General features: G+C 42.2%; 21 protein-coding genes. 13 read left to right on the forward strand and 8 right to left on the reverse strand.

Features of this window, described 5'->3' with window-relative positions; translation table 11 throughout:
* Positions 1-250: 250 nt before the first annotated feature.
* The 8 genes from QZ488_RS14530 (at position 251) to QZ488_RS14565 (ending at position 9,474) form a co-directional block, all read left to right on the forward strand.
* The gene (locus tag QZ488_RS14530; RefSeq protein WP_293750031.1) at positions 251-1,030 is read left to right on the forward strand and encodes a SapC family protein; all 780 of its coding nucleotides are present in this window, start codon (positions 251-253) and stop codon (positions 1,028-1,030) included.
* A 27-nt stretch (positions 1,031-1,057) separates the two neighbouring features.
* Entirely contained in the window at positions 1,058-2,089 is a 1,032-nt protein-coding gene (locus QZ488_RS14535) for a cupin-like domain-containing protein (protein WP_293750034.1), read from the forward strand.
* A 23-nt stretch (positions 2,090-2,112) separates the two neighbouring features.
* Positions 2,113-3,597: a tryptophan halogenase family protein gene (locus QZ488_RS14540; RefSeq protein ID WP_293750036.1), complete on the forward strand. Its 1,485-nt coding sequence runs from the start codon at positions 2,113-2,115 to the stop codon at positions 3,595-3,597.
* A 6-nt stretch (positions 3,598-3,603) separates the two neighbouring features.
* Complete coding sequence (locus QZ488_RS14545) at positions 3,604-5,154, forward strand: tryptophan halogenase family protein (RefSeq protein ID WP_293750038.1); 1,551 nt, start codon at positions 3,604-3,606, stop codon at positions 5,152-5,154.
* A gap of 21 nt (positions 5,155-5,175) precedes the next feature.
* Entirely contained in the window at positions 5,176-6,507 is a 1,332-nt protein-coding gene (locus QZ488_RS14550) for a gluconate:H+ symporter (protein WP_293750040.1), read from the forward strand.
* A 28-nt stretch (positions 6,508-6,535) separates the two neighbouring features.
* Positions 6,536-7,009, forward strand: coding sequence for a GNAT family N-acetyltransferase (locus tag QZ488_RS14555; protein ID WP_293750043.1), 474 nt, complete (start codon positions 6,536-6,538; stop codon positions 7,007-7,009).
* 123 nt (positions 7,010-7,132) lie between these two features.
* Positions 7,133-8,668, forward strand: a complete 1,536-nt coding sequence (locus QZ488_RS14560; protein WP_293750045.1) for a DUF418 domain-containing protein — start codon at positions 7,133-7,135, stop codon at positions 8,666-8,668.
* A 113-nt stretch (positions 8,669-8,781) separates the two neighbouring features.
* A complete protein-coding gene (locus tag QZ488_RS14565; protein ID WP_293750047.1) occupies positions 8,782-9,474 on the forward strand; it encodes a pirin-like bicupin family protein in 693 nt (230 codons plus the stop codon).
* Positions 9,475-9,550: 76 nt separating this feature from the next.
* On the opposite strand, the gene QZ488_RS14570 is transcribed toward QZ488_RS14565, so the two are convergent.
* Complete coding sequence (locus QZ488_RS14570; RefSeq protein ID WP_293750049.1) at positions 9,551-10,258, reverse strand: heparin lyase I family protein; 708 nt, start codon at positions 10,256-10,258, stop codon at positions 9,551-9,553.
* Positions 10,259-10,379: 121 nt separating this feature from the next.
* Between QZ488_RS14570 and QZ488_RS14575 the strand changes: the two genes are divergently transcribed.
* Entirely contained in the window at positions 10,380-11,129 is a 750-nt protein-coding gene (locus tag QZ488_RS14575; protein WP_293750052.1) for a transporter substrate-binding domain-containing protein, read from the forward strand.
* Positions 11,130-11,168: 39 nt separating this feature from the next.
* Here the strand turns inward: QZ488_RS14575 and QZ488_RS14580 are convergent, their stop codons facing one another.
* Together QZ488_RS14580 and QZ488_RS14585 are read right to left on the reverse strand one after the other, a co-directional pair.
* A complete protein-coding gene (locus QZ488_RS14580) occupies positions 11,169-11,843 on the reverse strand; it encodes a nitroreductase family protein (protein ID WP_293750054.1) in 675 nt (224 codons plus the stop codon).
* Positions 11,844-11,912: 69 nt separating this feature from the next.
* The gene (locus QZ488_RS14585) at positions 11,913-13,517 is read right to left on the reverse strand and encodes an ABC-F family ATPase (RefSeq protein WP_293750056.1); all 1,605 of its coding nucleotides are present in this window, start codon (positions 13,515-13,517) and stop codon (positions 11,913-11,915) included.
* 205 nt (positions 13,518-13,722) lie between these two features.
* On the opposite strand from QZ488_RS14585, the gene QZ488_RS14590 reads away from it, so the two are divergent.
* Complete coding sequence (locus QZ488_RS14590) at positions 13,723-15,906, forward strand: acylase (protein ID WP_293750058.1); 2,184 nt, start codon at positions 13,723-13,725, stop codon at positions 15,904-15,906.
* 34 nt (positions 15,907-15,940) lie between these two features.
* On the opposite strand, the gene QZ488_RS14595 is transcribed toward QZ488_RS14590, so the two are convergent.
* The 4 genes from QZ488_RS14595 to hutI form a co-directional block, all read right to left on the reverse strand.
* Positions 15,941-16,372 carry a 3TM-type holin gene (locus tag QZ488_RS14595; protein ID WP_293750060.1) on the reverse strand — a complete coding sequence of 144 codons (432 nt, stop codon included), beginning with the start codon at positions 16,370-16,372 and terminating at the stop codon, positions 15,941-15,943.
* A gap of 8 nt (positions 16,373-16,380) precedes the next feature.
* Entirely contained in the window at positions 16,381-17,766 is a 1,386-nt protein-coding gene (locus QZ488_RS14600; protein WP_293750062.1) for an N-acetylmuramidase domain-containing protein, read from the reverse strand.
* Between the two features lie 167 nt (positions 17,767-17,933).
* Positions 17,934-18,887: a formimidoylglutamase gene (gene hutG, locus QZ488_RS14605; protein WP_293750064.1), complete on the reverse strand. Its 954-nt coding sequence runs from the start codon at positions 18,885-18,887 to the stop codon at positions 17,934-17,936.
* Between the two features lie 5 nt (positions 18,888-18,892).
* The gene (hutI, locus tag QZ488_RS14610) at positions 18,893-20,104 is read right to left on the reverse strand and encodes an imidazolonepropionase (RefSeq protein ID WP_293750066.1); all 1,212 of its coding nucleotides are present in this window, start codon (positions 20,102-20,104) and stop codon (positions 18,893-18,895) included.
* Positions 20,105-20,215: 111 nt separating this feature from the next.
* Between hutI and hutC the strand changes: the two genes are divergently transcribed.
* The 3 genes from hutC to hutH are packed head-to-tail and all read left to right on the forward strand — an operon-like array spanning position 20,216 to position 24,156.
* On the forward strand, positions 20,216-20,947 hold the full coding sequence (gene hutC / locus QZ488_RS14615) for a histidine utilization repressor (RefSeq protein ID WP_293750069.1): 732 nt from the start codon (positions 20,216-20,218) through the stop codon (positions 20,945-20,947).
* 9 nt (positions 20,948-20,956) lie between these two features.
* Complete coding sequence (gene hutU, locus QZ488_RS14620) at positions 20,957-22,636, forward strand: urocanate hydratase (RefSeq protein ID WP_293750072.1); 1,680 nt, start codon at positions 20,957-20,959, stop codon at positions 22,634-22,636.
* Positions 22,636-24,156, forward strand: coding sequence for a histidine ammonia-lyase (hutH, locus tag QZ488_RS14625; protein WP_293750074.1), 1,521 nt, complete (start codon positions 22,636-22,638; stop codon positions 24,154-24,156). The genes hutU and hutH overlap by 1 nt, the downstream gene beginning before the upstream one ends.
* 50 nt (positions 24,157-24,206) lie before the next feature.
* On the opposite strand, the gene QZ488_RS14630 is transcribed toward hutH, so the two are convergent.
* Complete coding sequence (locus tag QZ488_RS14630) at positions 24,207-25,184, reverse strand: integron integrase (RefSeq protein ID WP_293750076.1); 978 nt, start codon at positions 25,182-25,184, stop codon at positions 24,207-24,209.
* Positions 25,185-25,485: the final 301 nt, after the last annotated feature.

Below are 25,485 nucleotides of genomic sequence, written 5' to 3' on the forward strand. Positions count from 1 at the left end.
GATATCATTAACTTATTGGAAGAAGGCCAGCGTAAATTTGGTCGTAGTAAGAATAATATTTTCTTTATTCAAGAAGCGGATAGACGCATGGTATTAAGTGCAAGCTATAGCTTCTAAGCGCTTAAGACTTCACCCCAGTCAGGTTCACTGACTGGGGTGTTGATTAAAAGTGTAGGAAATACATTAATAAAGAGTGAACCATTTTTGTTTCACTCTTATTCGTTGCGTCGACATTTCTGGCAATGCTAGTATGAATTCAGCGCAATTTTTAAAAACAACCAGTAAAGCGAAACACGCTATGAGTAAGGCTACTGTCTTAAATAATGTCGATCATAAAGATTTAAAGGTTGATACTCGACCTGAATCCAATCATAACAAACAAGTTAACCGTTCTTTAGTACATGCGACTGAGATAAGCGAACTACACAAAGAGTTTCCGCTAGTATTTTACAAACACCTCGATACACAACAGCTGCAATTACATGCCATTCTTGGCCTTGAAAAAGACGAAAATTTATTTATTGGTAAAAGCGGTTGGAGCAGCCGATTTGTGCCCGCTTTGCTAGCTAGAGGCCCGTTTAGTTTAGGTTATAAGAAAGCCGAAGTAGAAGGCGAGTCACCAGCCGATCCTGTTATTTGCATTGATATGGACGATGCCCGTGTTAACACTGAACAAGGTGAAGATGTTTTTCTACAATTTGGTGGGGAAGCGCCTTACCTTGAGTATGTCAAAAAAGCATTACAAACCATTGATAGCGGCATCCAGTTTGATAACACCCTATTTACTCTGGTTGAGTCAATGGACTTATTAGAACCAGTGTCGATTCAAATTCAATTGAGTAATGTAGAAGAAATCAATTTTAGTGATTACTATACGATTAACCAACAAAAATTGGCGAGTTTGGATGGCGAAAGCCTAAGTAAATTGAATCAATATGGGGTGTTGAGTTTGTTGTATTTTGTGCTCTCTTCAATGGGTAATTTTCAACAGTTGATCGCACTCAAAAATGCAAAATCAGCCATGTTTTAATACTCTTCACAATGAGGAAGAGCTCGCGTGATAAATAAACAAAATAAAGTGACAGTACTGGAAGGCATTACACCAGATTGCATCCCGTTTGATGAGTTATTTGCACAGGATCAACCTGTCATTTTAAAAGGCTTGGTAAAAAACTGGCCTTTAGTTAAAGCGGGACAACAATCATCTGACAAAGTAATGCAACAACTGGAGTTGAATTATAGTCAACGTCCAATGTTAGTCTACAAAGGCGCTCCAGAAATAAAAGCTCGGTTTGGCTATGACAAGACTTGTACCGGTTTTAACTATTCCAGTGAGCGAACAACCATTCCAGAGGTGTTTAAAACTATCCGCAGTCAATTGACTGAGGAACAGCACGATTATCTGTATATCAACTCCCTTAGGTTTGATGAAGGTTTCCCCAAGCTAAATGAGAGCAATAGCCTCGCATTTGAACATGCCGAATTTGAGCATAATCAGCCGGTTGCCAAAATCTGGCTAGGCACAGAATCTGTTGCCGCCGCTCATTTTGATCAACCCAAAAATATCGCCTGTTGTGTATTGGGTAAACGACGATTCACCCTGTTTTCACCTGATCAGGTGGACAATTTATATCCCGGACCATTGAGTCCTACACCCGGAGGACAGGTGGTCACTTTGGCAGATCTTAGTCAACCTGATTTCAAACGTTTTCCACGTTTAGAACAGGCTCTTGAAAATGCTTATATTGCCGACCTTGAACCTGGGGATGCCTTGTATTACCCCAGTATGTGGTGGCACGAAGTCGAGGCCTTTGATCGCTTTAATGCCATGGTGAATTTTTGGTGGATGACTGCAGCACCTTATTTGGGTAATCCAATGGATGTGTTAATGCATGCCATGATGAGCGTGAGAGACCGTCCTGCTAAGGAGAAAGAAGCGTGGAAAGCATTATTCGACTACTACATTTTTTCAGATCCTGAGCAAGTCCGCGCACATTTGCCGTCAGAGAGTCATGGGGCATTTGCCACTATGGACGATAATTTAACTAGACAATTGCGCGCAATGGTTCGCCAAAATCTAAATCGCTGAAAATTAAGAGACCAAATATACACATGAATGCAAAAACCAAAGTTGTAGTTGCTGGTGGGGGAACGGCCGGTTGGCTGACGGCATTTAGCCTAGTAACTCGCCTTGGTACTCTACTGGACATCACCCTAGTAGAATCCGACCAAATTGGCACTGTGGGAGTGGGAGAGGCAACCATTCCAACTATGCGCGCTTTTCATAGCTTAATCGGTATTGATGAAAAAGAATTTATGGCTGCGACCCAGGCGACCTTTAAGTTGGGGATCCAGTTTGATAATTGGGGCCAGCAGGGTGACAGTTACTTCCATTCTTTTGGTGAAATTGGTCAACGTTCTTGGATGGCTGAATTTCACGAATTCTGGATGGAAGCTAAAGCCCAGGGCTTTGGCGGTAGCTTAAGTGATTATTGTCTCGAATTAAAAGCCGCTAAAGCCAATAAATTCTCCACTTTTGTGGGTAAAAAGCCGGTTAACTATGCTTATCACATGAATGCCACAGACTACGCGGTCTATTTACGTAAAAAAAGTGAAAGTGCCGGTGTCAAAAGAATAGAAGGGCGCATAGAACAAATAAATAATGATGAAGCGGGCAATATCTCATCTCTTACATTGGAAGGGGGTGAGCAAGTAATTGGCGATGTGTTTATCGACTGTACGGGATTTAGAGGGTTACTGATTGGTGACAACTTAGACGTTGGTTACGAAGACTGGAGTCATTGGTTGGCGGCCGATAGCGCCATTGCAGTGCAAACTGAAGCGGTTGAAGCCCCTCGTCCTTACACTCGAGCTATTGCACATTCAGCCGGTTGGCAATGGCGCATTCCACTGCAAAGCCGAGTCGGTAATGGCATTGTTTACAGCAGTCAGTTTTTATCTGATGATGAAGCTCGCGAAACCTTATTAGCCAATCTCACAGGGCAAACAATCACCGAGCCACGGCCACTTCGCTTTAAAACAGGTAGGCGTAAAAAGGCATGGTTTAACAACTGCATTGCAATTGGCCTTTCCAGCGGATTTTTAGAACCCTTAGAATCTACCAGTATTCACCTTGTCACCACAGCCATACTTAGGCTAATGAAGCTGTTTCCTTTTGGCGGCAATACCGACATGTTGGCAGAACAATTTAATCGCGAGACTCAGTTAGAACTGGAAACCATTCGCGACTTTGTTATTTTGCACTATCACCAAACACAACGTAACGACAGTCCATTTTGGAACCATTACCGCACTATGCAAGTGCCTGACTCTCTTGCGCATCGTATGGCAATGTTCCGTGAAAATGGTTATGCGTGGCCTGATGATGTCTCGCTGTTTCGAGTTGATTCATGGGTACAGGTTATGATGGGGCAAGGTTTAATGCCTAAACAGCATCATGGGGCAGGTCGTGTTTTAGCGGCTGACGGATTGAAACAGCAAATGATGGCTCTAAGAAACATGATCGATAAATCTGTTGCGCAAATGCCTGAACATGGCGATTTTATTCAAACGTATTGTCCCGCTCAGGATGGGTGATAAACAATGAATACGCGAGTAGTGATTGTTGGAGGCGGCACCGCAGGTTGGCTTACTGCTGGTATTATTGCGGCAAAACATTGTTCAGTAGAAAGTTCAGGCAATCCCTCAATCCAGCAAACCGAAGTGGTTTTGGTTGAGTCCCCCGATGTTAAAAATTTAGGAGTTGGTGAAGGCACCTGGCCGACTATGCGCGATACTCTGCGACAGATAGGTATATCTGAACGCACTTTTCTTGCTTGTTGTGATGCGAGTTTTAAGCAAGCGTCTAAATTTGTCGGTTGGTTAGATGGTGGTCATGAGCACTATTATCACCCGTTTATGCCGCCAGCAGGTTATGGTTCTGTGAGCATGGCGCAGCACTGGTCAGCCACACCCAAAGACCTAGATTTTGAGCGCTGGGTTAGTGCGCAAGGCACTATCTGTGAGCAAAATTTAGCGCCTAAAACCCCACAAATGCCTGAATACGCTTTTGCTTTAAACTATGGCTATCACTTGAATGCAGGCAAATTTGTGAAAATGCTGCACACCCATTGTGTTGAAAAACTGGGGGTTCAGTATATTCAAGGGCATGTAGAACATGTGCTACCTGCTGAAAATGGCGATATCTCTGAGATCGTTCTAGCCAGTGGTCAGCATGTTGCTGGTAATCTATTTATAGATTGCAGTGGTTTTACCGCCATATTGATTGGCAAACATTATCAGGTTCCTTTTCAATCAAAGCAGCATATTTTGTTTAATGATACAGCCTTAGCTTTACAAGTAGACCACGCCAGTGAGGATGTTCCAATCGCATCATGTACAGTGGCTACTGCCCAGAAAAGTGGCTGGATTTGGGACATTTCATTGCAAAGTCGGCGAGGAATTGGACATGTGTTTTCTAGTGACTTTACCGATGTCGAGCAAGCAGAAGAAGCGTTGTTTAACTATGTACAGAACGATCCCAATCTCGCTTCAGGGCAGCTCACTGCTCGTAAAATAAAGTTTACTCCGGGGCATAGAGCAACGTTCTGGCATCAAAACTGTGTTGCTATTGGTGTCTCGGCGGGTTTTGTTGAGCCATTAGAGGCAACTGCTTTAGTCTTAATTGAAAAGTCAGCGGAATGGATCAGTGAGCAGCTTCCTAGAGACCGCAATGCTATGACTGTATTGGCAAAAAGATTCAATCAACTCACGTCACAAAGGTGGCAGGAAATCATTGATTTTCTGAAGTTACATTACGTTCTCACTAACCGCAAAGACAGCGAGTATTGGTTAGCACATCAACAAGCAGAATCGATTCCACAAAGTTTACAAGAAGCGTTGGCCTTGTGGCATAGTCAAGCACCAGGGGTGTATGAAACCAACCAACGTTTTGAATTGTTTTCGTCAGCCAGTAAACAATACGTACTTTATGGAATGGGCTTTCATACAGCCCAAGAACAATCTGAGCAAGTACGTCAGAAAGAAACGTCGATAGTAAAACGATTTCGAAATGAAACCACACATACTACTGAAAAGCTGCTCAATGTTTTACCCTCTAATAGGCAATTTTTAAGTGGTTTAAACAAGGTATAAAGGTTAGGTATTGCAATGGATATGAGTTTGTTTTTTGTGGCTGGAGCAGGGATAGCATTGCTATTGTTTCTTGTAATCACTTTACGAGTACCCGCCTTTTTAGCCCTGTTAGTCACCAGTTTGTTAGTTGGACTTGGATCGGGTTTGGCACCAGAACAAGTTATCAACTCGATTAAAAATGGTATGGGTGGCACGCTGGGTTTTGTGGCCATTGTAGTCGGATTAGGTGCCATTCTTGGTCAGATATTAGAAAGCTCAGGTGGCATTGAACGTATTGCTGGTAGTTTAGTGCGGTCGTTTGGCCCAGAAAAAGTGCAATGGAGTTTAGGGTTAACGGGCTTTATTGTGGCTATCCCGGTATTTTTTGATGTGGCATTTATCATACTTGCTCCTTTGTTATATGGCCTCGCCAACCGTTCTGGGCGTTCACTTTTGTATTACGCGATACCACTGTTAGCAGGGTTAGCTATTACCCATAGTTTTATTCCGCCAACACCGGGTCCTATTGCCGTAGCTGAATTGATTAATGCTGACTTGGGCTGGGTTATCTTATTTGGCGCAATAACAGGGATCCCGGCAATGATTATCGCCGGCCCAATGTTCGGTAAATTTATTGGCAAAAGAATTTTTATTGCGGTTCCAGAGGCGCATAAAACACAGGGCAAACCATCTGATGTGCCGTCGCCAAGTTTTGCTTGGGTAGCCTCAATTATTTTATTGCCGCTGCTGCTGATTATGTTGGCAACCACCAGTCCATTTTTTCTATCACAAGATAGTCTTTTATTAGAGATACTTAGCTTTTTGGGTCACCCATTTGTAGCGCTGACTATTGCTACAATATTGGCTATGTTGATTGCCCATACAAAATGCGATTTAAGTAAACAATCACTGCTGAAAATTGCTAATAAAGGTTTAGAGCCTGCTGGCGTGGTTATTTTGATTACTGGCGCTGGTGGCGCTTTTAAACAGGTATTGATTGATTCTGGGGTGGGGCAAATGTTGGCTTCGGTGTTTATTGAAGCACAATTTTCAGTGTTGATTTTAGGATTCTTAATTGCAGCAATCACTCGTATTGCTCAAGGTTCAGCAACTGTAGCTATGATTACTGGCGCCGGTCTTATCGCGCCGGTTTTAGCATTACAACCAATGTCTGCAGCTATGTTAGGTTTATTGGTGATAGCGATATCATCTGGCGCAACCATCTTGTCACATGTCAATGACTCCGGTTTTTGGTTGGTCAGTCGTTACCTTGGCATGAGCGAAAAAGACACCTTAAAAACTTGGACTGTAATGACCACTTTGATTTCGCTGACAGGGTTAGCCAGTTGTCTGCTGATATCCATGTTTTTGTAAGATAGTTAAAACGACATTCTGGAAAAACATGAATATTCGACCCGCTACAGAACACGATATTGATTCCATCTCAAAAATTTATTTGAATTGTTTCCCTAATGAACGTAGTCACTTGTTGTGGATAACATCATCCTTTAAGTCATTTCCTCGTGGCGTTTATTATGTGATTGAACAGCACGGTATTATTGCCGGTTATATCCTTTGGTGTGTTAAAAATGGCTTTAGAGAGGCAACTATCATCGAGCTCGAACAAGTAGCTGTGGATCCTCAATATAGTGGCCAAGGATTAGGTCGTAAATTGATTGCGGATTCGTTTGAGCTATTTAAACAGCATGTTGAAGATATTGGCTACAAAGTAGGTGCAGTGATGGTCACTACCACAGAGGGTAACTACGCAGAAAATTTATATAAATCTACGTTAAACGTTTCTAGAGCGGCGATATTGACTGGTTATGCATTAGGAGATGAAGTGATTTTATATAATAATTCAATCGAAGCTTGAGCTAGCAAATCTTCAGTTTTTACAGCCCGCTATTCGCCCCCTGCACAGCCTGTTACATTGTTATCTGGACAAAATAATAGCCTAGGCATACTCTTGTTTCACGTTCATTGATAAGGAACCATCATGTCTGACAAGGATTTGCCTGAACATCAAAACAATGTTTCTCCCCCGGTGCCTCCACCTCTTCTTGCCCCTGTTACTCCAGACCAAAGAATTAATGCCTTAGATATTTTGCGAGGTTTTGCATTGATTGGCATTTTATTGATGAATATCGAATGGTTTAGTCGCCCTATTAATGACCTAGGTGGTTTTAATGTCGAGCTTACCGGCCTTGACCATGCGGTTGGTTGGCTTATTCGATGTTTTGTGGAGGGCAAATTTTATAAACTATTTGCTCTGTTGTTCGGCATGGGTTTTGCGGTGATGTTGACTCAGGCAATGCGTAAGGATAGGCCTTTTGGAGCATGGTTTACCCGCAGAATGTTAGTGTTATTTGTGTTTGGTTTATTGCATATGTTTTTAGTATGGCAAGGCGATATTTTACATGACTACGCGTTTGCTGGTTTGTGTATGTTGGGTTTAATCTATCTATTGCGTAAAGAACGTTTCGAAAAGTACAACAATCCTAATTCAATATTAAAAATAGCCTTGTGGTGGTTAACTATTCCTATACTGCTTGCTAGCTTAGCCGGTATCGGTTTAGGAGTATTTTATGACCGTCAATCTTTATCCGAGAATTGGCAAGACAGCCAAAATATAAGAGCCTTAGTATCGCAGCTTGAGAGTACAACAGCAGAAGAAAACGAGTCTTCATTAGATACAATAACCGGTTCTGATGAGTCGTTAGAAACGTTGCTAGATGACCAACCTAAAACCGAGTTGGCACAAGTTGAGTCAGGCACTGCTGAAGAGAATGTTAGGGGATCAGAACTCACTCCTCAAGAGCAAGCACAAGATATTTTTGAAGAGGAACAAGAACACGCTCAAGATATATCTGATGAGATTACCGCACTTAGCAAGGGTAATTATTGGCAAGCGACAGTTTATAGAACCAAAGCTTCAATTGCGTGGTTAGCTTTTACGCCCATATTCGCACTGACTTTACTGTTACCCATATTCCTACTTGGATATTGGTTGGTGATAACAGACGTCATCAAAAATCATGCACAACATCCTAAATTATTTGGCTATATGGCTCGAATTGGTCTGGGTGTAGGTTTAGTTGTGACTGTGGGTGGGTTAGTGATTCTGGGGCACCCAGCGGTTGAACATATTATGTCTATTCAAGTAGCTGCTGAAGTGTTGTTTACTACAGGTCAGTTTTTTATGGCGGCAGGTTATCTAGGTTTATTCATCAGGCTATTAGATTCGCCAAAATGGCATAAAGTGTTAGCTAAATTGGCCCCTATGGGACGTATGGCGTTAACCAATTACATCATGCATTCAATTATTCTAACTAGTATCTTTTACGGTTATGCCGGTGGCATGTATGGTGAAATATCTCGAGCTCCGCAAATGTTTATCGTATTGGCAATATTTATAATCCAAATACCATTATCTAGTTGGTGGCTAAAACATTATCAGTTTGGTCCCTTAGAATGGTTGTGGCGTTCGTTGACGTACAAACAGTGGCAATCGTTTAGGGTCGTAGCCAGCTAATAGCTTGTTGATAAATGTTCTAAAAAATAGAACAAACTTGGCTAATCATTGCGTTATTTTTTCATAAGTAACGCACCTATACTTTCCTCATCAATTTAATAGGGGAAAACATCATGTTCGTTTTAAGACAATCTTCAGAGCGCGGTAGCGCAGACCATGGCTGGTTAAACAGTCAACATACTTTTTCTTTTGCTGGTTATTATGATCCTGCACATATGGGGTTTTCGGCACTCAGAGTGATTAACCAAGATATTGTTCAACCAAACATGGGGTTTGGCACACATGGCCACCGAGATATGGAAATTATCAGCTATGTACTTGCAGGTAATATTGCGCATAAAGATAACCAAGGAAATGTTAGAACCTTGCCGGCGGGTGAATTTCAATTAATGTCAGCAGGCAGCGGTATTACCCACAGCGAATACAATCATTCGGATAAAGATCCACTTCAATTTTTGCAGATTTGGATAGAGCCTAATTTCAAAGGGCAAACGCCTGGATATCAACAAAAAGACTTTGGCCAAAATGAAGGGTTAACTCATATCATTAGCTCAACTGGCATAAACGATACTTTGCGGGTCAAACAAGATATGCATTTACATCAATTGATTTTGTCCCCTAGCCAGCAGGTTGAATTAAGCAGTCAGTTGCCAAACCAATATGTACAACTAGTTAGTGGCAAGTTAAGTGTTAACGGTGTGGTAATGTTTGCAGGGGATGGGCTAAAGATTACAGATGAAGAAAAACTAGATTTTAAATCAATAGGTGAAAAAGTGCTTAAAGCCTTGGTGTTTGAGCTGCCTTAGGTGTAATTACATTGTACCTAATAGTGTCTATGCCTTTACCAAAAGTATTCATCAGTATTGAAATATCAGCGTAAATTTATCTTTTTAATAGCTGTTCTAGATTTGAAACTTCCATAATATTACGCAGATAAATACTGTCGATTGTTGCTTCGGCTTGGCTTCTATGTAAACCAAGTTGAATAAACAATTCATTAGCATCGGGTTTGGTTTGCACGGCCATTTGAGTCAATATGGGTTTTTGGTTTACCCATAGGCTAATACGTCCATTTTGCTCCGACTCAGACCATGTAATAGCTAGCGATATTTTGTTCCATTCACCTACTTTTACTGTGTTTTGCCAGTGTATTTTGTGTTTAGGTAGGTTGCTAAAAAACGTGAGTTTACTGCTGTTTTCGTTATTACTGGGGTTAGGTTGTAGATGAAATCCAAAGCTTTGTTGATAGGTTTTATCTGTTTCCCAATAGGCAATATTGTTTTTGGTGGTAATGGGTTTATCTAAGTAAAATTCCCAAGATAAAAAGCTGCTTTCGTCTTCACCAGTTGCACAACCATTGTGTTTGACTTCGGTTCTTGTGTGGCCGTTGGGCCATGTTGAGTCGTGGGCTAATGTTAGTTTGATAACCGGTGATTCAGTCTCTTGAGGATCGTTAACCACTTGAATATTTTGTGGGTTAAGTTGGTAATCCCAACCTGCGGGTTGACCATTTTCGACTGTTGCTTGCCAGTTTGGGCAGGCATGTGTGAATAGAGGCAAGAGCAGTAATAAGCAAAGATTTTTTAACAAATTTAATAGCCTTTATCACAATAAACTGGGTAATAAAGGTTACACTATAGTCACTAGTTGTGAAATATTTGATTTAGCCTAAAGCAGTTGATTGCTCTAGTGCTGATAAGGGATTGTTCAAGTGTATTCGGTAGTAAAGTATTGTTGGTTTCTTTTTATCATAGTTGCTCAGGACGTTAAGTCGAAAGAGTTAGTTTTGGTTGCTGGTTTGGCAAAACCGCCTTACGTTATTCCAGAGCAGGATACTGGATTCGAAGTTGATTTGATGCGTGATGTGCTAGCCACCTTAGGTCATGACATTTCTATGTTGTATGTCCCATATGGACGTACCTACGAAACGATGAAACAAATGCGAGCAGATATAGGGCTAACGCAATTAGAGAAAAGTGGAGTAGAAAGTGAATTATTGAGCCAGCCTTATGTTAGCTATCAAAACGTAGCCGTTAGTTTGTTAGACAATGCTATTAAATTAGAAAAAATGAGTGAACTTCAAACCTTAACAGTGGTGGCTTTTCAGAATGCCCAAAAGGTTTTAGGTTCCGCGTTTGCAAAAGCCACGGAAATTAGCCCGCTGTATATCGAGTTACCAGAACAACATAAACAAGTAGAGTTATTGCTTACTGGTAAGGTTGATGTGGTTGTTATGGATATCAATATATTTAAGTATTTTGCAACGTCGATAACAGGCGCCAATCAAGTGGAAAAAATCCGTGTGCATAGTCTATTTCCACCAACTCATTATCGCGCTGCAATTCGTGAACCCGCTTTGCGCGAAGCATTCAACCGCGCTTTTTCTAGCTATATTATGACTGCTGACTACGACAAGTTGTTGGCAAAATACGATATGACTTATGTTAACCATCGTCCATAATGACTCTTTCAAAATCTCGTTAGTTTGAGTTTGGTTAGCTTAAATAAAGTTGGCTATTTCAGTTAACTCTTTTTTACTCAGAGCGTGCTGTGGAACAGTTGCATCTTCAGCAGGATAACCAACAATCAATAACATATAGGGGCGTTCGTTATCTGGCCGGCCACATATTTTGGATAAAAAACTCATTGGTTTAGGTGTGTGCGTGAGGGTTGCCAAACCTGTGTGATGTAAAGCATTGATTAGAAAACCTGTGGCGATACCTACAGATTCGTGCACGTAGTAATTGGTTTGTTTTTGACCGTCTTGTTGTTCAGTATTTTTTTGGCTGAAAATAGCGATAAGCCAAGGAGCATGTTCTAGATAGGGTTTATCTGCATCTGTGCCAAGAGGTTTGAGCGCACCTAACCATTCATCTCCACCACGACCTTCATAAAAGCCTCTTTCGTGGGCTTCAGCTTGCTCTCGTACTTGCTTTTTGATTGCTTGTGAATGGATGGCGACAAAATGCCAAGGTTGATGATTGGCTCCATTAGGTGCAGTACCTGCGGCTTTGATGCAGTTTTCGATAATTTGTTTAGAGACAGGGCGATCACTAAACTGTCGAATACTATGTCGACGTTTGATATCAGCATAAAAATGCTCAGATCTGCTGAGCATTTCTGCAGGTGGATATTCAATAAAATCGTTAAGGGGTAAAGCATCGTGTTCTTGCATGGGCGTCTCTTTTTGTTTTTTGCCCACTGTATTTTATCGAGACGCCTTTTACTAGAGGTTATCTATAATCTACGCTACCTTCAAAGCAGCCTCTCGGCTGGATAGGTATTCGTTGTAGGTACCTTGGAAATTAATGATTTCATGATCACAAATTTCAATCACGCGAGTGGCCAAAGATGAAACAAACTCTCTATCATGGCTGACAAAAATCAAGGTACCATCGAATTTTTTCAACGCGTTGTTTAACGCCTCAATCGCTTCCATATCCATGTGGTTAGTAGGTTCGTCCATTATTAATACGTTGATATCCGACATCATTAATTTACCAAACAACAAACGGTTTTTTTCACCACCCGAGCAGACGTTGGCTTTTTTATTAAAGTCGTCAGCAGTAAATAATAAACTACCTAATAAGGCGCGAACTGCTAAATCATCATGTTTGGGTGTGCGCCATTGTGACATCCAATCAAACAAAGTGAGGTCAGTGTCGAAGTCGGCTGTACTATCTTGAGGGCAATAACCAATGCTGGCATTTTCTGACCACTTAACTACACCACTGGTGGCTTGCAAATCATCAATTAAGCAACGTAAAAAAGTGGTTTTACCTACTCCATTTTCACCAATTACCGCAAGCTTTGCTCCAGCTTCTAGAATTAAATCAGCGTTATTAAACAGTGGTTTGTCATCAAATCCATGGCCCAATTGCTCAAGTATTAATGCTTGACGATGCAATTTTTTGTGCTGCTTAAGTATGATTTTAGGGGTGCGGCGGCTAGATGACTTCACTTCGTCTAAGGTGATTTTTTCCATTTTCTTAGCCCGCGAAGAAGCTTGTTTAGCTTTTGAAGCATTAGCAGAGAAGCGATTTACAAAGGCTTGTAATTCATCAATCTCGGCACTTTTCTTCGCGTTTTCAGTGAGTAATTGTTCTTGGATTAATGACGATGCCGCTTGGTAGGCTTCATAGTTGCCTGTATAAATACGCAATTCGCCATAATCGATATCTGCCATATGCGTACACACAGAATTTAAAAAGTGTCTGTCATGCGAAATGATAATCATGGTGCATTTACGTTCGCTAAGCACACCGCCAAGCCAATTGATGGTATAGATATCAAGGTTGTTGGTTGGTTCATCTAGTAACAAAATATCTGGGTTAGAGAATAATGCTTGAGCTAACAACACGCGTAATTTCCAACCGGGAGCGACTTGTGCCATCAATCCAAAATGGTAGTGCTCGGCGATACCTGCTTGTAATAGTATTTCACCGGCTCTGGATTCAGCCGTGTAACCGTCCATTTCGGCGAACTGGGTTTCCAATTCTGCTACATGCATACCATCTGCTTCGCTCATTTCTGGCTTTGAATAGATAGCATCACGCTCTTGTTTGACCTTCCACAATTTAGCATCGCCCATAATAACGGTGTCGACCACTGTGTATTCTTCAAAAGCGAACTGGTCTTGGCTTAGCGTGCCGACTTTATCCCCAGGGGTGATAGATATATTGCCAGCACTTGGCACTAAATCTCCACTAAGAATTTTCATAAATGTGGATTTACCACAGCCGTTAGCACCAATCAGTCCGTAGCGGTTGCCGTGGCCAAATTTAGCCGAGATGTTTTCAAACAAAGGCTCAGCGCCAAATTGCATGGTGATATTTGCAGTAGAAATCAAAAGTAGGTCGTCCAGAAAAAAAGAAAATTAATCGATATGCCTACCATCAGGCAAACAAAGGCCGCGCATCATACGGAAATACACTTGAAAAGTCGAGGGAAGTTGCTGCTTATTTATACAGATTGAGTGGCGTGGGTATTAATTGTACTTCTCAATACCTGCTTGGTAGCATCATACCGCGTGCTAAATTATTTATGGATTACCTATGACCCTTGGTTTTGATTTAAAAATACCTGTTATTGCTACTGTGCTGATACTTTTGCTTTCTGCATGTGCTTCGCCGCCACCCATAAGTGAAATTGATCGTTTAACCGCCATAGCACAGCAGGTTGAAATTATTCGCGATGATTTTGGCATACCCCATATATACGGTAAGACCGACGCCGACGCGGTATTTGGTTTGTTGTATGCCCAAGCAGAGGATGACTTTAAACGAATTGAGCGTAATTACATTTGGGCCATCGGCAGACTCGCAGAGGTCGAAGGTGAAAAAGCTTTATACAGTGACTTGCGCGCACGTTTGTTTATGACCATGGAACAAGCAAAATTAGCCTATCACAATTCTCCTGCTTCACTTAAAGCGTTATGTGACGCCTTTGCTGATGGGCTTAATTATTATCTCGCTACACATCCAGAAGTAAAACCAGCATTGTTAACTCGCTTTGAACCTTGGATGCCTATGTTTTTTTCTGAGGGATCGATTGGCGGCGACATTGAACAAATTTCAGAGAAAGGCGTGGAAGCTTTTTATGGACATAGAGCGAATAGTCCCAACGCGCCAGATTTAGCGATGGCTGAACCAAGCGGTTCTAATGGTTTTGCTATTTCGGGTAAATTGACGAAATCTGGTCATGCCATGTTACTGATCAATCCACACACCTCTTTTTACTTTCGACCGGAAGTGCACGTTGTGAGTGAGCAAGGTCTTAATGCTTACGGTGCCGTGACGTGGGGGCAGTTTTTTGTGTATCAGGGATTTAACCAAAAGAATGGCTGGATGCACACATCAACCCATGTAGATTTTATGGATGAATACCTTGAAACCATTATCGAACGTGGTGAGGACTTATATTATTTATATGAAGGTGACGAATTGAAGGTTGATACAGCAACAGTCACCTTACAATATCGTGATGGCGACTCACTTAAATCTAAAACTTTCCCAACATTTCGTACCCATCATGGTCCAGTGACTCATATGGAGAACGGTAAATGGGTTACCACCAGAATTAATTGGGATCCGGTAAATGCTCTACAGCAGTCATTCACACGTAGCAAAACTGCGGACCTTACAGAATTTCGTCAGATGATGGACATACGTACCAACTCATCAAACAATACCGTTTATGCCGATGCAGACGGTAATATTGCCTATTACCACGGTAACTTTGTGCCAAAACGCGACCCTAGTTTTGACTATTCAAAACCTGTCAGTGGCACAATCGCAAAAACAGATTGGAATGGGATACATACGGTGGATGAAACTATCAGTATTGTGAATCCAAAAAATGGCTGGATCCAAAATGCTAATTCCACACCTTTTACTGCGGCCGGTGAGTTCAGTCCTAAAGCAGAAGATTACCCTACCTATATGGCACCAGACTCAGAAAATTATAGAGGTATTCACGCGGTTCAAGTCTTAACTGGTCAATCTGATTTTACCTTAGATAAGTTAATTGAGGTGGCGTATGACCCATATTTACCAGGTTTTAAAACCCTTATATCTGGCCTAATCAATGCTTATGATGAATCTCGTAACCCGCCCAAAAGTTTAGCTGAAGCCATTAATACACTTCGCCAATGGGATTATCGAGTATCTGTGGATTCTACTGCTATGTCTTTGGCTCATTATTACGGTATGCAATATTTAGCTGAAGGCTCTCGCCCAGAAGGTAAAAATTTGATGCAGCTAATTGAACATTTTGGCAATACTTCGCTGCGTTCTGAAAGGTTAAAAATCTTTGAGATGGCAGTAGAAAAGCTAAACACAGACTTTGGCCAGTGGAATACTCCTTGGGGCGATATAAATAGACTGCAAAGACTGACAGGCGATATTGATTTGCCGGTAGATGATTCACAGCCAAGCATCCCAATTGGTTTGGCTTCAGGGCGATGGGGGGCGTTAGCTGCTTTTGGAGCCCGCAGCGTAAATGGCAGCAAAAAACTTTATGGTTACAGGGGTAATAGTTTTGTCGCTGTGGTGGAATTTGGCGATAAGGTAAAAGCCAAATCGTTATTAGCAGGCGGCCAAAGTGGCGACCCTAAATCTGAGCATTTTTACGACCAAGCGCAGCGTTATGCTCAAGGTCAATTTAAGGATGTGGCTTATTACAGAGAAGATGTGTTGAAGCGGGCAGTGGAACAATATCAGCCGGGCAAGCGCCAATAAAACTGGTGCTTACCCTCTAAAAAAATATGGCTGACTAACCCTTGGCCATATCATCGCCTTTTGAGTCAGCAGGCCGTGCTTTTAAATACTGTTGAGTTATTTTTTCAGCGGAACGACCTGCTACATAACCACCTAAACCTATTTGTAGCAAAGTCCAAGCTTGGTCAGCCAATGGGGTCACTAATAAACCGAAACTATTAAGCACCACTAAGGCCAAAAACGTCAGCATGGTGATGGGTCGCCAATTACGTTGCATCCATGACTGTCCAGTGGCTTCGGCTGTAATAATTGCCGTTTTGCCTTCCAGTAATTTGCTTTCGTAATCAATGACTTTGGCCAATAACTCGTTTTCTACCGCTTTAATTTGTGCTTGTAGTTTGAGCTTTTCTTCGTCGCTGGTGTGGATTTCATCGATTAACTTAGCGGCAGGCTCAAAGATGTTACTGATAAAAGAAAAAACGTTCATATTCCCTCCTAGGAATGGGTTTGTTCTGAGTTAGGCATCATCTTTTTAAATGCCGCATAGTGTTTTTGTATTTTGTTGCCATACACTTTTTTCTGACCTTTACCGTTGTACATACCTGCAAAATCTTCAAAGGCTAAATCTTTTAGATATTGCAGCATTCTTGGTGAGAAAAAATCAAATAAGCCATTAACTTGGCCTTGAATACTGCCAGCAAAGGCATCAAACATTTCGACTACCGATTGATAACCAATACGTTCAAAATGAAACCCCATAATTTGTGGTGCACCCATGCTGATAGACAATATGGCTGCGTTTTCATCTAACTGGCGAGCAAATTCAAATACTTGCCATTCATTTGCTTGGCGGCCATGAAATGACTGCCATTCTCCACTGGGTTCTCTGCGCCATTCGTGGCCACGCCACACTTTGTCATTGCTGTATCTAAAGTGTTGACGATATTGTTGTGGGTTGTGTTTACCCCAAAACTTCCAAAATTTATGGTTCTCAAAACGAATGATCATGCGGTCACTGTTATTTTGTTCAAAGCCTTTACCAGAGCTTTCTACGCATAACACTGCTAATGCACAGGCTACGTCTAGTTGTTTTTTATCACTCAAATCTGTTAATAACGCACCCCATCTATTCCATGTTGCAGCGGCATTACGTTGTTCGCTGTTGCCAGCAACAGTCAGAATTGTGCTAGGTGTGAGTCGAGACAATGTTTGACCCACTTCAGCAATAGGAATACCCACATCATCTTGATGATCGGATAACACTATAGGGTCTGCTTGGGTGGTATCGAATTGGGAATCATCTATTGCGGTTAAAAAGCGACTGGCTACATATCCTCTATTGCCATTAAAACGAATTTGACTCCAGTTTTGTTGTTGCCCTTCAACCCATATTTTTCCGCCCATTCTGATTTGGCCAAATAGGCTGGCACTTGGATAGGGAGCGGAACGCACGTTTAAACGGTCTGCACTGACTTTGGCATAATAGCCTTTAGATACGTAAACCAAATCCACAAATCGTGCTGCAACATAAGCAGTTTCGCCATTGAATTCGATTTCTAACCAGTCATTTAACACCGCTAGCGTTTTAACTGATGCCCCTCGGCTTATTGTTGCTAGGTGTTTGGCACTGGATGAAGGGCCTTGGCGTACATTCAATCTGCTGGTGTTAACGGTGCCAGTAAGTCTAGCTAGGTCGTTAACTGGTTTGAGATAGTGGGCTGAAACAAAACCAAAGGTATCTTTGTAGTTAAGATGTAACCAATTATCAAAAGGGCCTTCACCCTTAATCACCATACCTTCAGTGAGTTGTCCCAATATGGCTCCACTGTGTGTAGGCATGCTGCGAACATTGAGTAATGAGGTAGAAACTGCGCCTAACATAGTGGGTACCCGCTACGGGCAAATAAAACGAAGAGGTCAAACACGTTATTGATCCTTTGACTAATTTTTGAACAGTTATGAATATAGAGTGCTGTTCGAAAATTTACAAACTCAGCGGGTCAGTTAAATATCCTCTTGTTGGTTATGTGGACTGGTGAGTGTGTTGATCACAACGTTCTAAATTTAGCATTAACCGCTTCGTATACTAACCTTGCTGCTAACTTGGCTGTTCTGTTATCAATGTCATAATAGGGATTCATTTCGGCAATATCTGTAAGCGTCCAGTTATAGTGGAAAGCAGATTGTGACTGGGTTATCCAGTGCAGCATTTTGATCACAAATTCAACTGAAATGCCTAAAGCACTGGGTGCGCTGACACCAGGTGCAATATTTCCCGGAAATGCATCAAGGCAAACAGTCACATAAAGTTCATCGACCTCTTTTAACATCAGCTCAAGTAATTGTTTAGCGGCATTAAAGTCGCAATCAATATCTAACAAATAACGTGTGTTGGTTTGTTTGACATAGGCAAAAAGTGCCGAGGTATTGGATGATTCAGCCACACCTAAACACGCATAATGAAACGGCTGATTCTGAGTTTGGCAATGTTCAGCAATTTGTCTAAAGGGCGTGCCTGAACTGGTATGTTGCTTTGGGTTACGTAAGTCAAAATGCGCATCAAAATTAATGATGCCAATCTTCTTGTTGGGTTTGTCTGCAAGGTGTTGAGCTAAGCCTTGGTAACTGCCCCAAGCAATTTCGTGTCCGCCACCTAAACCAATCACAAATGAATGTTTATTTAAACTCTTGGCGATTTGCTGGGCATAGTGAGTTTGCGCTTCAGGCAAATGTGTTTCAGCAATAATATCACCTAGGTCCGATAAACCACAATCAGCATGCCAAGCTAAGTTAGCAAGGCTATTACGAATGGCATTTGGGCCTTTTGCAGCACCAATTCTGCCTTTATTAGCGGCTACACCCAAATCACATTCAAAGCCAAGTAAGGCGCAACTGTTGGTGTGTTGTTTGGTATCTACTACTTGGTGCCATCGCAGGCCATTTTGACCGTCTTCTGTATCTTCACGGCCCTGCCAGTGATGGTTTTTTTCTAGTTTTGACATTGTTCTTAACACTCCCTTCCAGCAAACCACTTAGCCGATGGCCTATGTTGGTTAATGCCATACACCAATTCTGCTGGCTGTTCGATATCCCATAAACATAAGTCCGCATCCATGCCTGCCTTCACTTGGCCTTTGTTTGTCAGGTTTAGTGCTTTTGCGGCGTTCATGGTGACACCGTAAAGTGCTTCTTCTGGGGTTAAGCCAAACAACACACTGGCCATATTCATTATGGTTAAAATAGAGGCTATTGGTGAGCTGCCAGGATTCAAATCGGTAGCAATGGCGATAGGCACTTTGTTGGCCCTTAGTTCGGCTACAGGTGGTTTTTGTTTTTCACTCAGATAATAAAAAGCACCGGGTAATAACACCGCTACCGTACCCGATTGTTTTAATGCTGGGATATCCTTAGGATCTAAATATTCAATATGATCCACAGACAGTGCGCGAAACTCAGCGGCAAGTTTGGCTCCCTTCAAATCTGAGAGTTGTTCAACATGGGCTTTTACGTCTAAATTGTGGGCTTTAGCGGCGGCAAATATTTTGCGACATTGGGTGGGTGAGAAGCCAATGCTTTCGCAAAACACATCAACACACTGGGCCAATTTTTGTTTAGCTACAGCCGGTATGACTTGCTCACAAACGAATTGAACATAGTCATCAGGGGTATCGCGGTACTCTTTAGGCACTGTATGTGCCCCTAGATAAGTAGGAATAATGGTAACGGGTAAATGCTCAGCAATTTGATTGGCGACTTTGAGCATTTTTAACTCGGTCTGCATATCCAAGCCATAACCCGACTTTACTTCAATGCTGGTTACACCTTCTTCAACCAGCCTAGCAGCACGTTTAATTGCACCTTCGAGTAAAGTTTGTTCTGACGACTCTCTGGTGGCGTTCACCGTGCCTTGAATACCACCACCTTGCTGGGCTATTTCAGTGTAGGTTTTGCCTTGTAACCTTTGCTCAAATTCATTGGCTCTGTTGCCGCCAAAAACAAGATGTGTGTGGCAGTCAATAAACCCTGGTAACAACCATTTATTGTCGCCATCGTATTTTTGAGTCGATGCATATGATTCTTCTGAGGCATCAAATATGGTGAGCACTTTACCGTTTTTAATGGCCACCGAGGATTGAGTGAGGTGGCCGTAAGGCTCGCCATTTTTTTGCATCGAGGCAATGCGCACATTGTTTATTACCAGATCACACTGCTTAGTCATGACTCTCACCATCTTGATTAGATACAAATGAGTTTACTTGTACATACTTGTATATACAAGTATGTTGCTATAGATTATATACCCATAATAAACACTTTAACTCTGTGGTTAATGATGAATAATAAATCTTCGGTGCAAGCCAGATTTGTACAAATTAAGTCTGCACTTTTAGACCAAATAGAAAGTGGCGAAATGTCTCCCGGTGACAAAGTATTGTCTGAAAACCAGTTGGCCGAAAGCTTTTCTGTGAGTCGTATGACCGCCCGCCGTGCTTTAACCGAATTGGTTGATGAGGGGATTTTGGCCCGAACTCAAGGTGTAGGCACTTTTGTGTCTGACAGTAGGCCCATGAGTTCAATTCTTGAAATTCGCAGCATAGACGACGAAATCACGCAACGCGGACATCATTATTCAAACAGGGTGTTGAGTGTTGAATCAATACAGACATCTGAACAACCAAGTGTTTGGTTGGGCGTTGCCGTTAATAGTTTGGCATTTCAAACTAAGATTGTGCATATGGAAAATGGGCTCGCAATACAGTTAGAAGAACGCTTGGTTAATCCATTACTAGCGCCTGAGTACATCCAACAAGACTTTACCCAGACAACTGCCAACCATTATTTGAGCAAGGTAGCACGGCTCACTCAGGCGGACCATTCTGTTGAAGCCATATTACCCGACCAAGAGATGGCTCACATATTAGACATACCCATTGCCCAGCCCTGCTTGAAGCTAAGCCGCAGAACTTATTCAAGTAAAGGCATTGTCAGTTACGCCCGTTTATATCATCCAGGTAATCGCTATCGAATTGGCGGTCACTTGGATTTTCACCCAACAAATTAGGATATTTTTATGAATCGTTTTGATCCCAGTCGCATTATCCGTGCACCTAGAGGTAATCAACTCAACGCTAAGAGCTGGCAGACAGAAGCGCCCCTTAGGATGTTAATGAACAATCTTGACGCGGAAGTGGCTGAACATCCGCAAAGTTTAGTGGTGTATGGTGGCATTGGACGCGCCGCGCGAGACTGGCCAAGTTACGACAAAATTGTTGAAGTACTAAAACGCCTGAATAACGATGAAACCTTACTCATTCAAAGTGGTAAACCGGTAGGTGTGTTTCCAACCCATGAAAATGCGCCAAGAGTATTGATCGCTAACTCAAACCTAGTGCCTCATTGGGCAAACTGGGAACACTTTAATGAATTAGATAAACAAGGCCTGATGATGTACGGCCAAATGACCGCGGGCTCTTGGATATACATTGGCTCACAGGGCATAGTGCAGGGCACTTACGAAACTTTTGTCAGTGTGGCAAAACAACATTTTAAAGGCGTAGCTAAAGGTCGCTGGATATTAACCGGTGGTTTAGGTGGCATGGGCGGCGCGCAACCCCTTGCGGCCACTATGGCGGGTTTTTCAATGTTAGCCATTGAAGTGGATGAAAGCCGTATCGATTTTCGCATCAAGACTGGGTATTTAGATAAAAAAGCCAACAACCTAGATCATGCGCTTGAATTATTAAAACAAGCAAACTTGGCCGGAGAAGCCGTGTCTATTGGGTTGTTAGCCAATGCGGCAGACGTTTTCGCTGAATTAGTAGTGCGTAATGTGACCCCCGATGTAGTCACCGACCAAACCAGTGCCCATGATCCATTAAATGGATATTTACCCCAAGGTTGGAGTTTGGCGCAAGCAGAAAGCATGCGAAAAACGGATGAGTCTGCAGTAGTCAAAGCCGCTAAACAATCCATGGCTGTGCAAGTTAAGGCGATGTTAGATCTCCAAACAAAAGGCGCCGTTACCCTTGATTACGGTAACAACATTAGGCAAATGGCCTTAGAAGAAGGCGTCAAAAACGCCTTTGATTTCCCAGGTTTTGTGCCTGCCTACATTAGGCCATTATTTTGCCAAGGCATAGGGCCATTTCGTTGGGTGGCGTTGTCTGGTGATCCTGAAGACATCTATAAAACCGATGCAAAAGTGAAAGAACTGATCCCAGATAATGCACACTTGCATCAATGGTTAGACATGGCCAAAGAACGTATTCAATTCCAAGGTTTACCCGCTCGTATTTGTTGGGTGGGTTTAGGCGAAAGACAAAAATTGGGTTTAGCTTTTAACGAAATGGTCAGAACCGGTGAATTATCAGCACCCATAGTGATTGGTCGCGACCACTTAGATTCAGGCTCAGTCGCTTCGCCTAACCGTGAAACTGAAAGCATGTTAGATGGCTCTGATGCGGTATCAGATTGGCCAATACTCAATGCCATGCTTAACACCGCTGGTGGCGCAACCTGGGTTAGCCTGCATCACGGCGGTGGTGTTGGCATGGGATTCAGTCAACATTCTGGTGTGGTAATTCTGTGTGATGGCACTGACGACGCTGCAAAACGTATCGCTAGAGTGTTACATAACGACCCCGCTACAGGCGTGATGCGCCATGCTGACGCAGGTTATGACCTAGCCAAAGAGTGTGCGCAAAAACACAACTTAGACCTGCCCATGTTAGAAAAACAAGGAGATAAATAATGCAGCATATAGTTATTCAACCGGGCGAACTAACCTTAGCGCAATTACGTGACGTGCATCGTCAACATATTCCTATTTCTTTGTCACCTGATGCCCACGAAGCTATCCATGCAGCTGAAAAGGTGGTGTTGGGCGTGATTGCAGAAAATCGCACTGTGTATGGTATTAACACCGGTTTTGGTTTACTAGCTAATACCAAAATTGATGTGTCAGAACTTGAACTTTTGCAACGTAGCATAGTGTTGTCACACGCTGCAGGCATTGGCAATTTTATGACTGAAGATGTGGTGCGTTTGTTGTTATTACTTAAAATAAATTCGCTGTCTCGTGGTTATTCAGGTATTCGCCTGCAAGTGATTGAAGCGCTGATTACCCTTTACAACAAAGAAATATACCCGGCTATTCCAGAAAAAGGTTCGGTAGGTGCTTCGGGCGATTTAGCGCCACTGGCACATATGAGTGTTGTGTTGTTAGGTGAAGGCGAAGTTATTTATCAAGGCACGCGCATTTCAGCAGAACATGCGTTAAAAATTGCTGGTTTAGAAAAAATCGCACTAGCACCTAAAGAAGGATTAGCTTTACTTAATGGTACACAGGCGTCTACTGCGTTTTCCCTAAAAGGACTGTTTTGTGCCGAAAATGCACTCAATAGCAGTATCGCTATAGGGTCATTAAGTGTTGAGGCAGCACTTGGCTCCCGCGTACCTTTTGACGAACGCATTCATCAGGTGCGCGGTCATCAAGCACAAACGGATGTAGCGGCGGCTTACCGAGCTTTATTAAAAGAATCTACTATTGGCCACTCACACGAAGGCTGTGCAAAAGTGCAAGACCCTTATTCATTGCGCTGCCAACCACAAGTGATGGGGGCTTGCTTGCAACAAATGCGTTTTGCCGCACAAACCCTTGTGATTGAAGCCAATGGTGTATCAGACAACCCACTCGTGTTTGCTGACAGTGGCGACATTCTATCTGGTGGTAATTTTCACGCTGAAATCGTGGCTATGACCTCAGACATGTTAGCTATTGCCCTATCTGAAATCGGCGCGTTATCTGAACGACGTATGGCCTTGTTGATTGACTCACACCTAAGTGGTTTACCACCCTTTTTAGTGGACAACGGCGGGGTGAATTCAGGCTTTATGATTGCACAAGTTACCAGTGCCGCTCTTGCCAGTGAAAACAAAACCCTAGCCCATCCCGCATCCATAGACTCACTACCCACATCGGCTAACCAAGAAGACCACGTCTCCATGGCTACCTTTGCAGGCAGACGATTATGGGATATTTTTGACAATGTAGCGGGGATCTTAGCCATCGAATGGCTCGCGGCGAGTCAAGGCTTAGACTTTAGAGCACCACTAGAAACCAGCGACAAACTCAAATCAGTGAAGGCCTTGTTACGCACAAAAGTGCCTTTTTACGACAAAGACCGTTACTTTTCACCTGACATAGAAAATGCCAAAAAATTGATAGTGAACCGTAGCTTGTTGGATAACGTTGCTATCGACTTGCTGTAATAGCATTTTGTTTTTGGAACTTTTTTAGCAATACCAAGGGATTGGTATTGCTAGCAGATAACACTCTGTTCTGGCAAATCGATAGGACTTACTGTGCCTGCTCGTCTGCTACCCACTACATGAGTGTAAATTTCTGTAGTTCTAAGATCAGCGTGTCCTAGTAGTTCTTGTACTGTTCGAATATCCGCTCCTGATTGCAATAATCTCGTGGCAAATGAATGACGAAATGTATGAGCCGTCACTCTCTTCAAAACACCCGACTTAATGACAGCTTGGCGTAAAGATTTAGCATAGGCTGTTTCGTGTATATGATGACGACATATATAACCGTCGATTGGGTGGGTACAACGCACACTTGATGGAAATAAGAATTGCCAACTGGCTTGTTTAGCCGCATTACCATATTTTCTAATCAACGAGGGAGGCAAAGAAGCCATGCCAAAACCTTCGCGTACATCTTTATCATGACACTTCTTTGCGATAGAAATTTGACATTTAATAGGGTCAGCGAGTGATTGAGGTAGAAGTGTATACCTGTCTTTTCCACCTTTTCCTCTAAATATAAAAATGGATTTGTTCACAAAGTCGATATCTTTTATGCGTAATCTCAAAGCCTCGTGCACCCTCAAACCACTACCGTATAAAATTCCCGTTACTAACCAGTATTTGCCTAACATACACATTAATATTTTTTGTACTTCTTGCGCATTTAATACGGTGGGTAGATTTCTAGGTTTTTTAGCATAACCAAATTTCAGGTTCTTGAGCTCTGTATCCATTACATGTTTATACATAAATACAATCGCACACAAAGCTTGATTTTGTGTTGCCGCACTAACACCTCTAACAACAGCAAGATGAGATAAAAAGGCTTCTACCTCCCTATTACCCATATCACGTGGATGCTTCAAATGATGAAAACGAATAAAATACTTAACCCAATACAAATAAGATTTTTCAGTTTTCAAACTATATTGTTTTGTCCGTATAACCGCTCGAATTGACTCTATAAAAGGTGATATAATGATTTGCCAGTTAGCTGTATGTATATACAGTTATAATGTAAAAATCCAAATATTCAACAATTTCAATGGGCATAATAAGCCATTTAAGGCTTTACTTCTGCAGGAGCGGTTTTGTATCTAGCTGTTTTGTATGTGTTTTCTTTTTACCCTGCGTATTTATCCAGACCTAAAAGGCTGGATAAATACATGGCTTGGTTTGATCATAAAATATCAAATCTAGATTCGCCTTTTCAAACGCTTAAATTTATGAAATGCTGTAGAAAAAATTAACCTGAATATTGAGGTAAGAATGAGAGTAGTGTTT

The sequence above is a fragment of the uncultured Paraglaciecola sp. genome (genome assembly GCF_913020055.1).
Classification (GTDB): domain Bacteria; phylum Pseudomonadota; class Gammaproteobacteria; order Enterobacterales; family Alteromonadaceae; genus Paraglaciecola.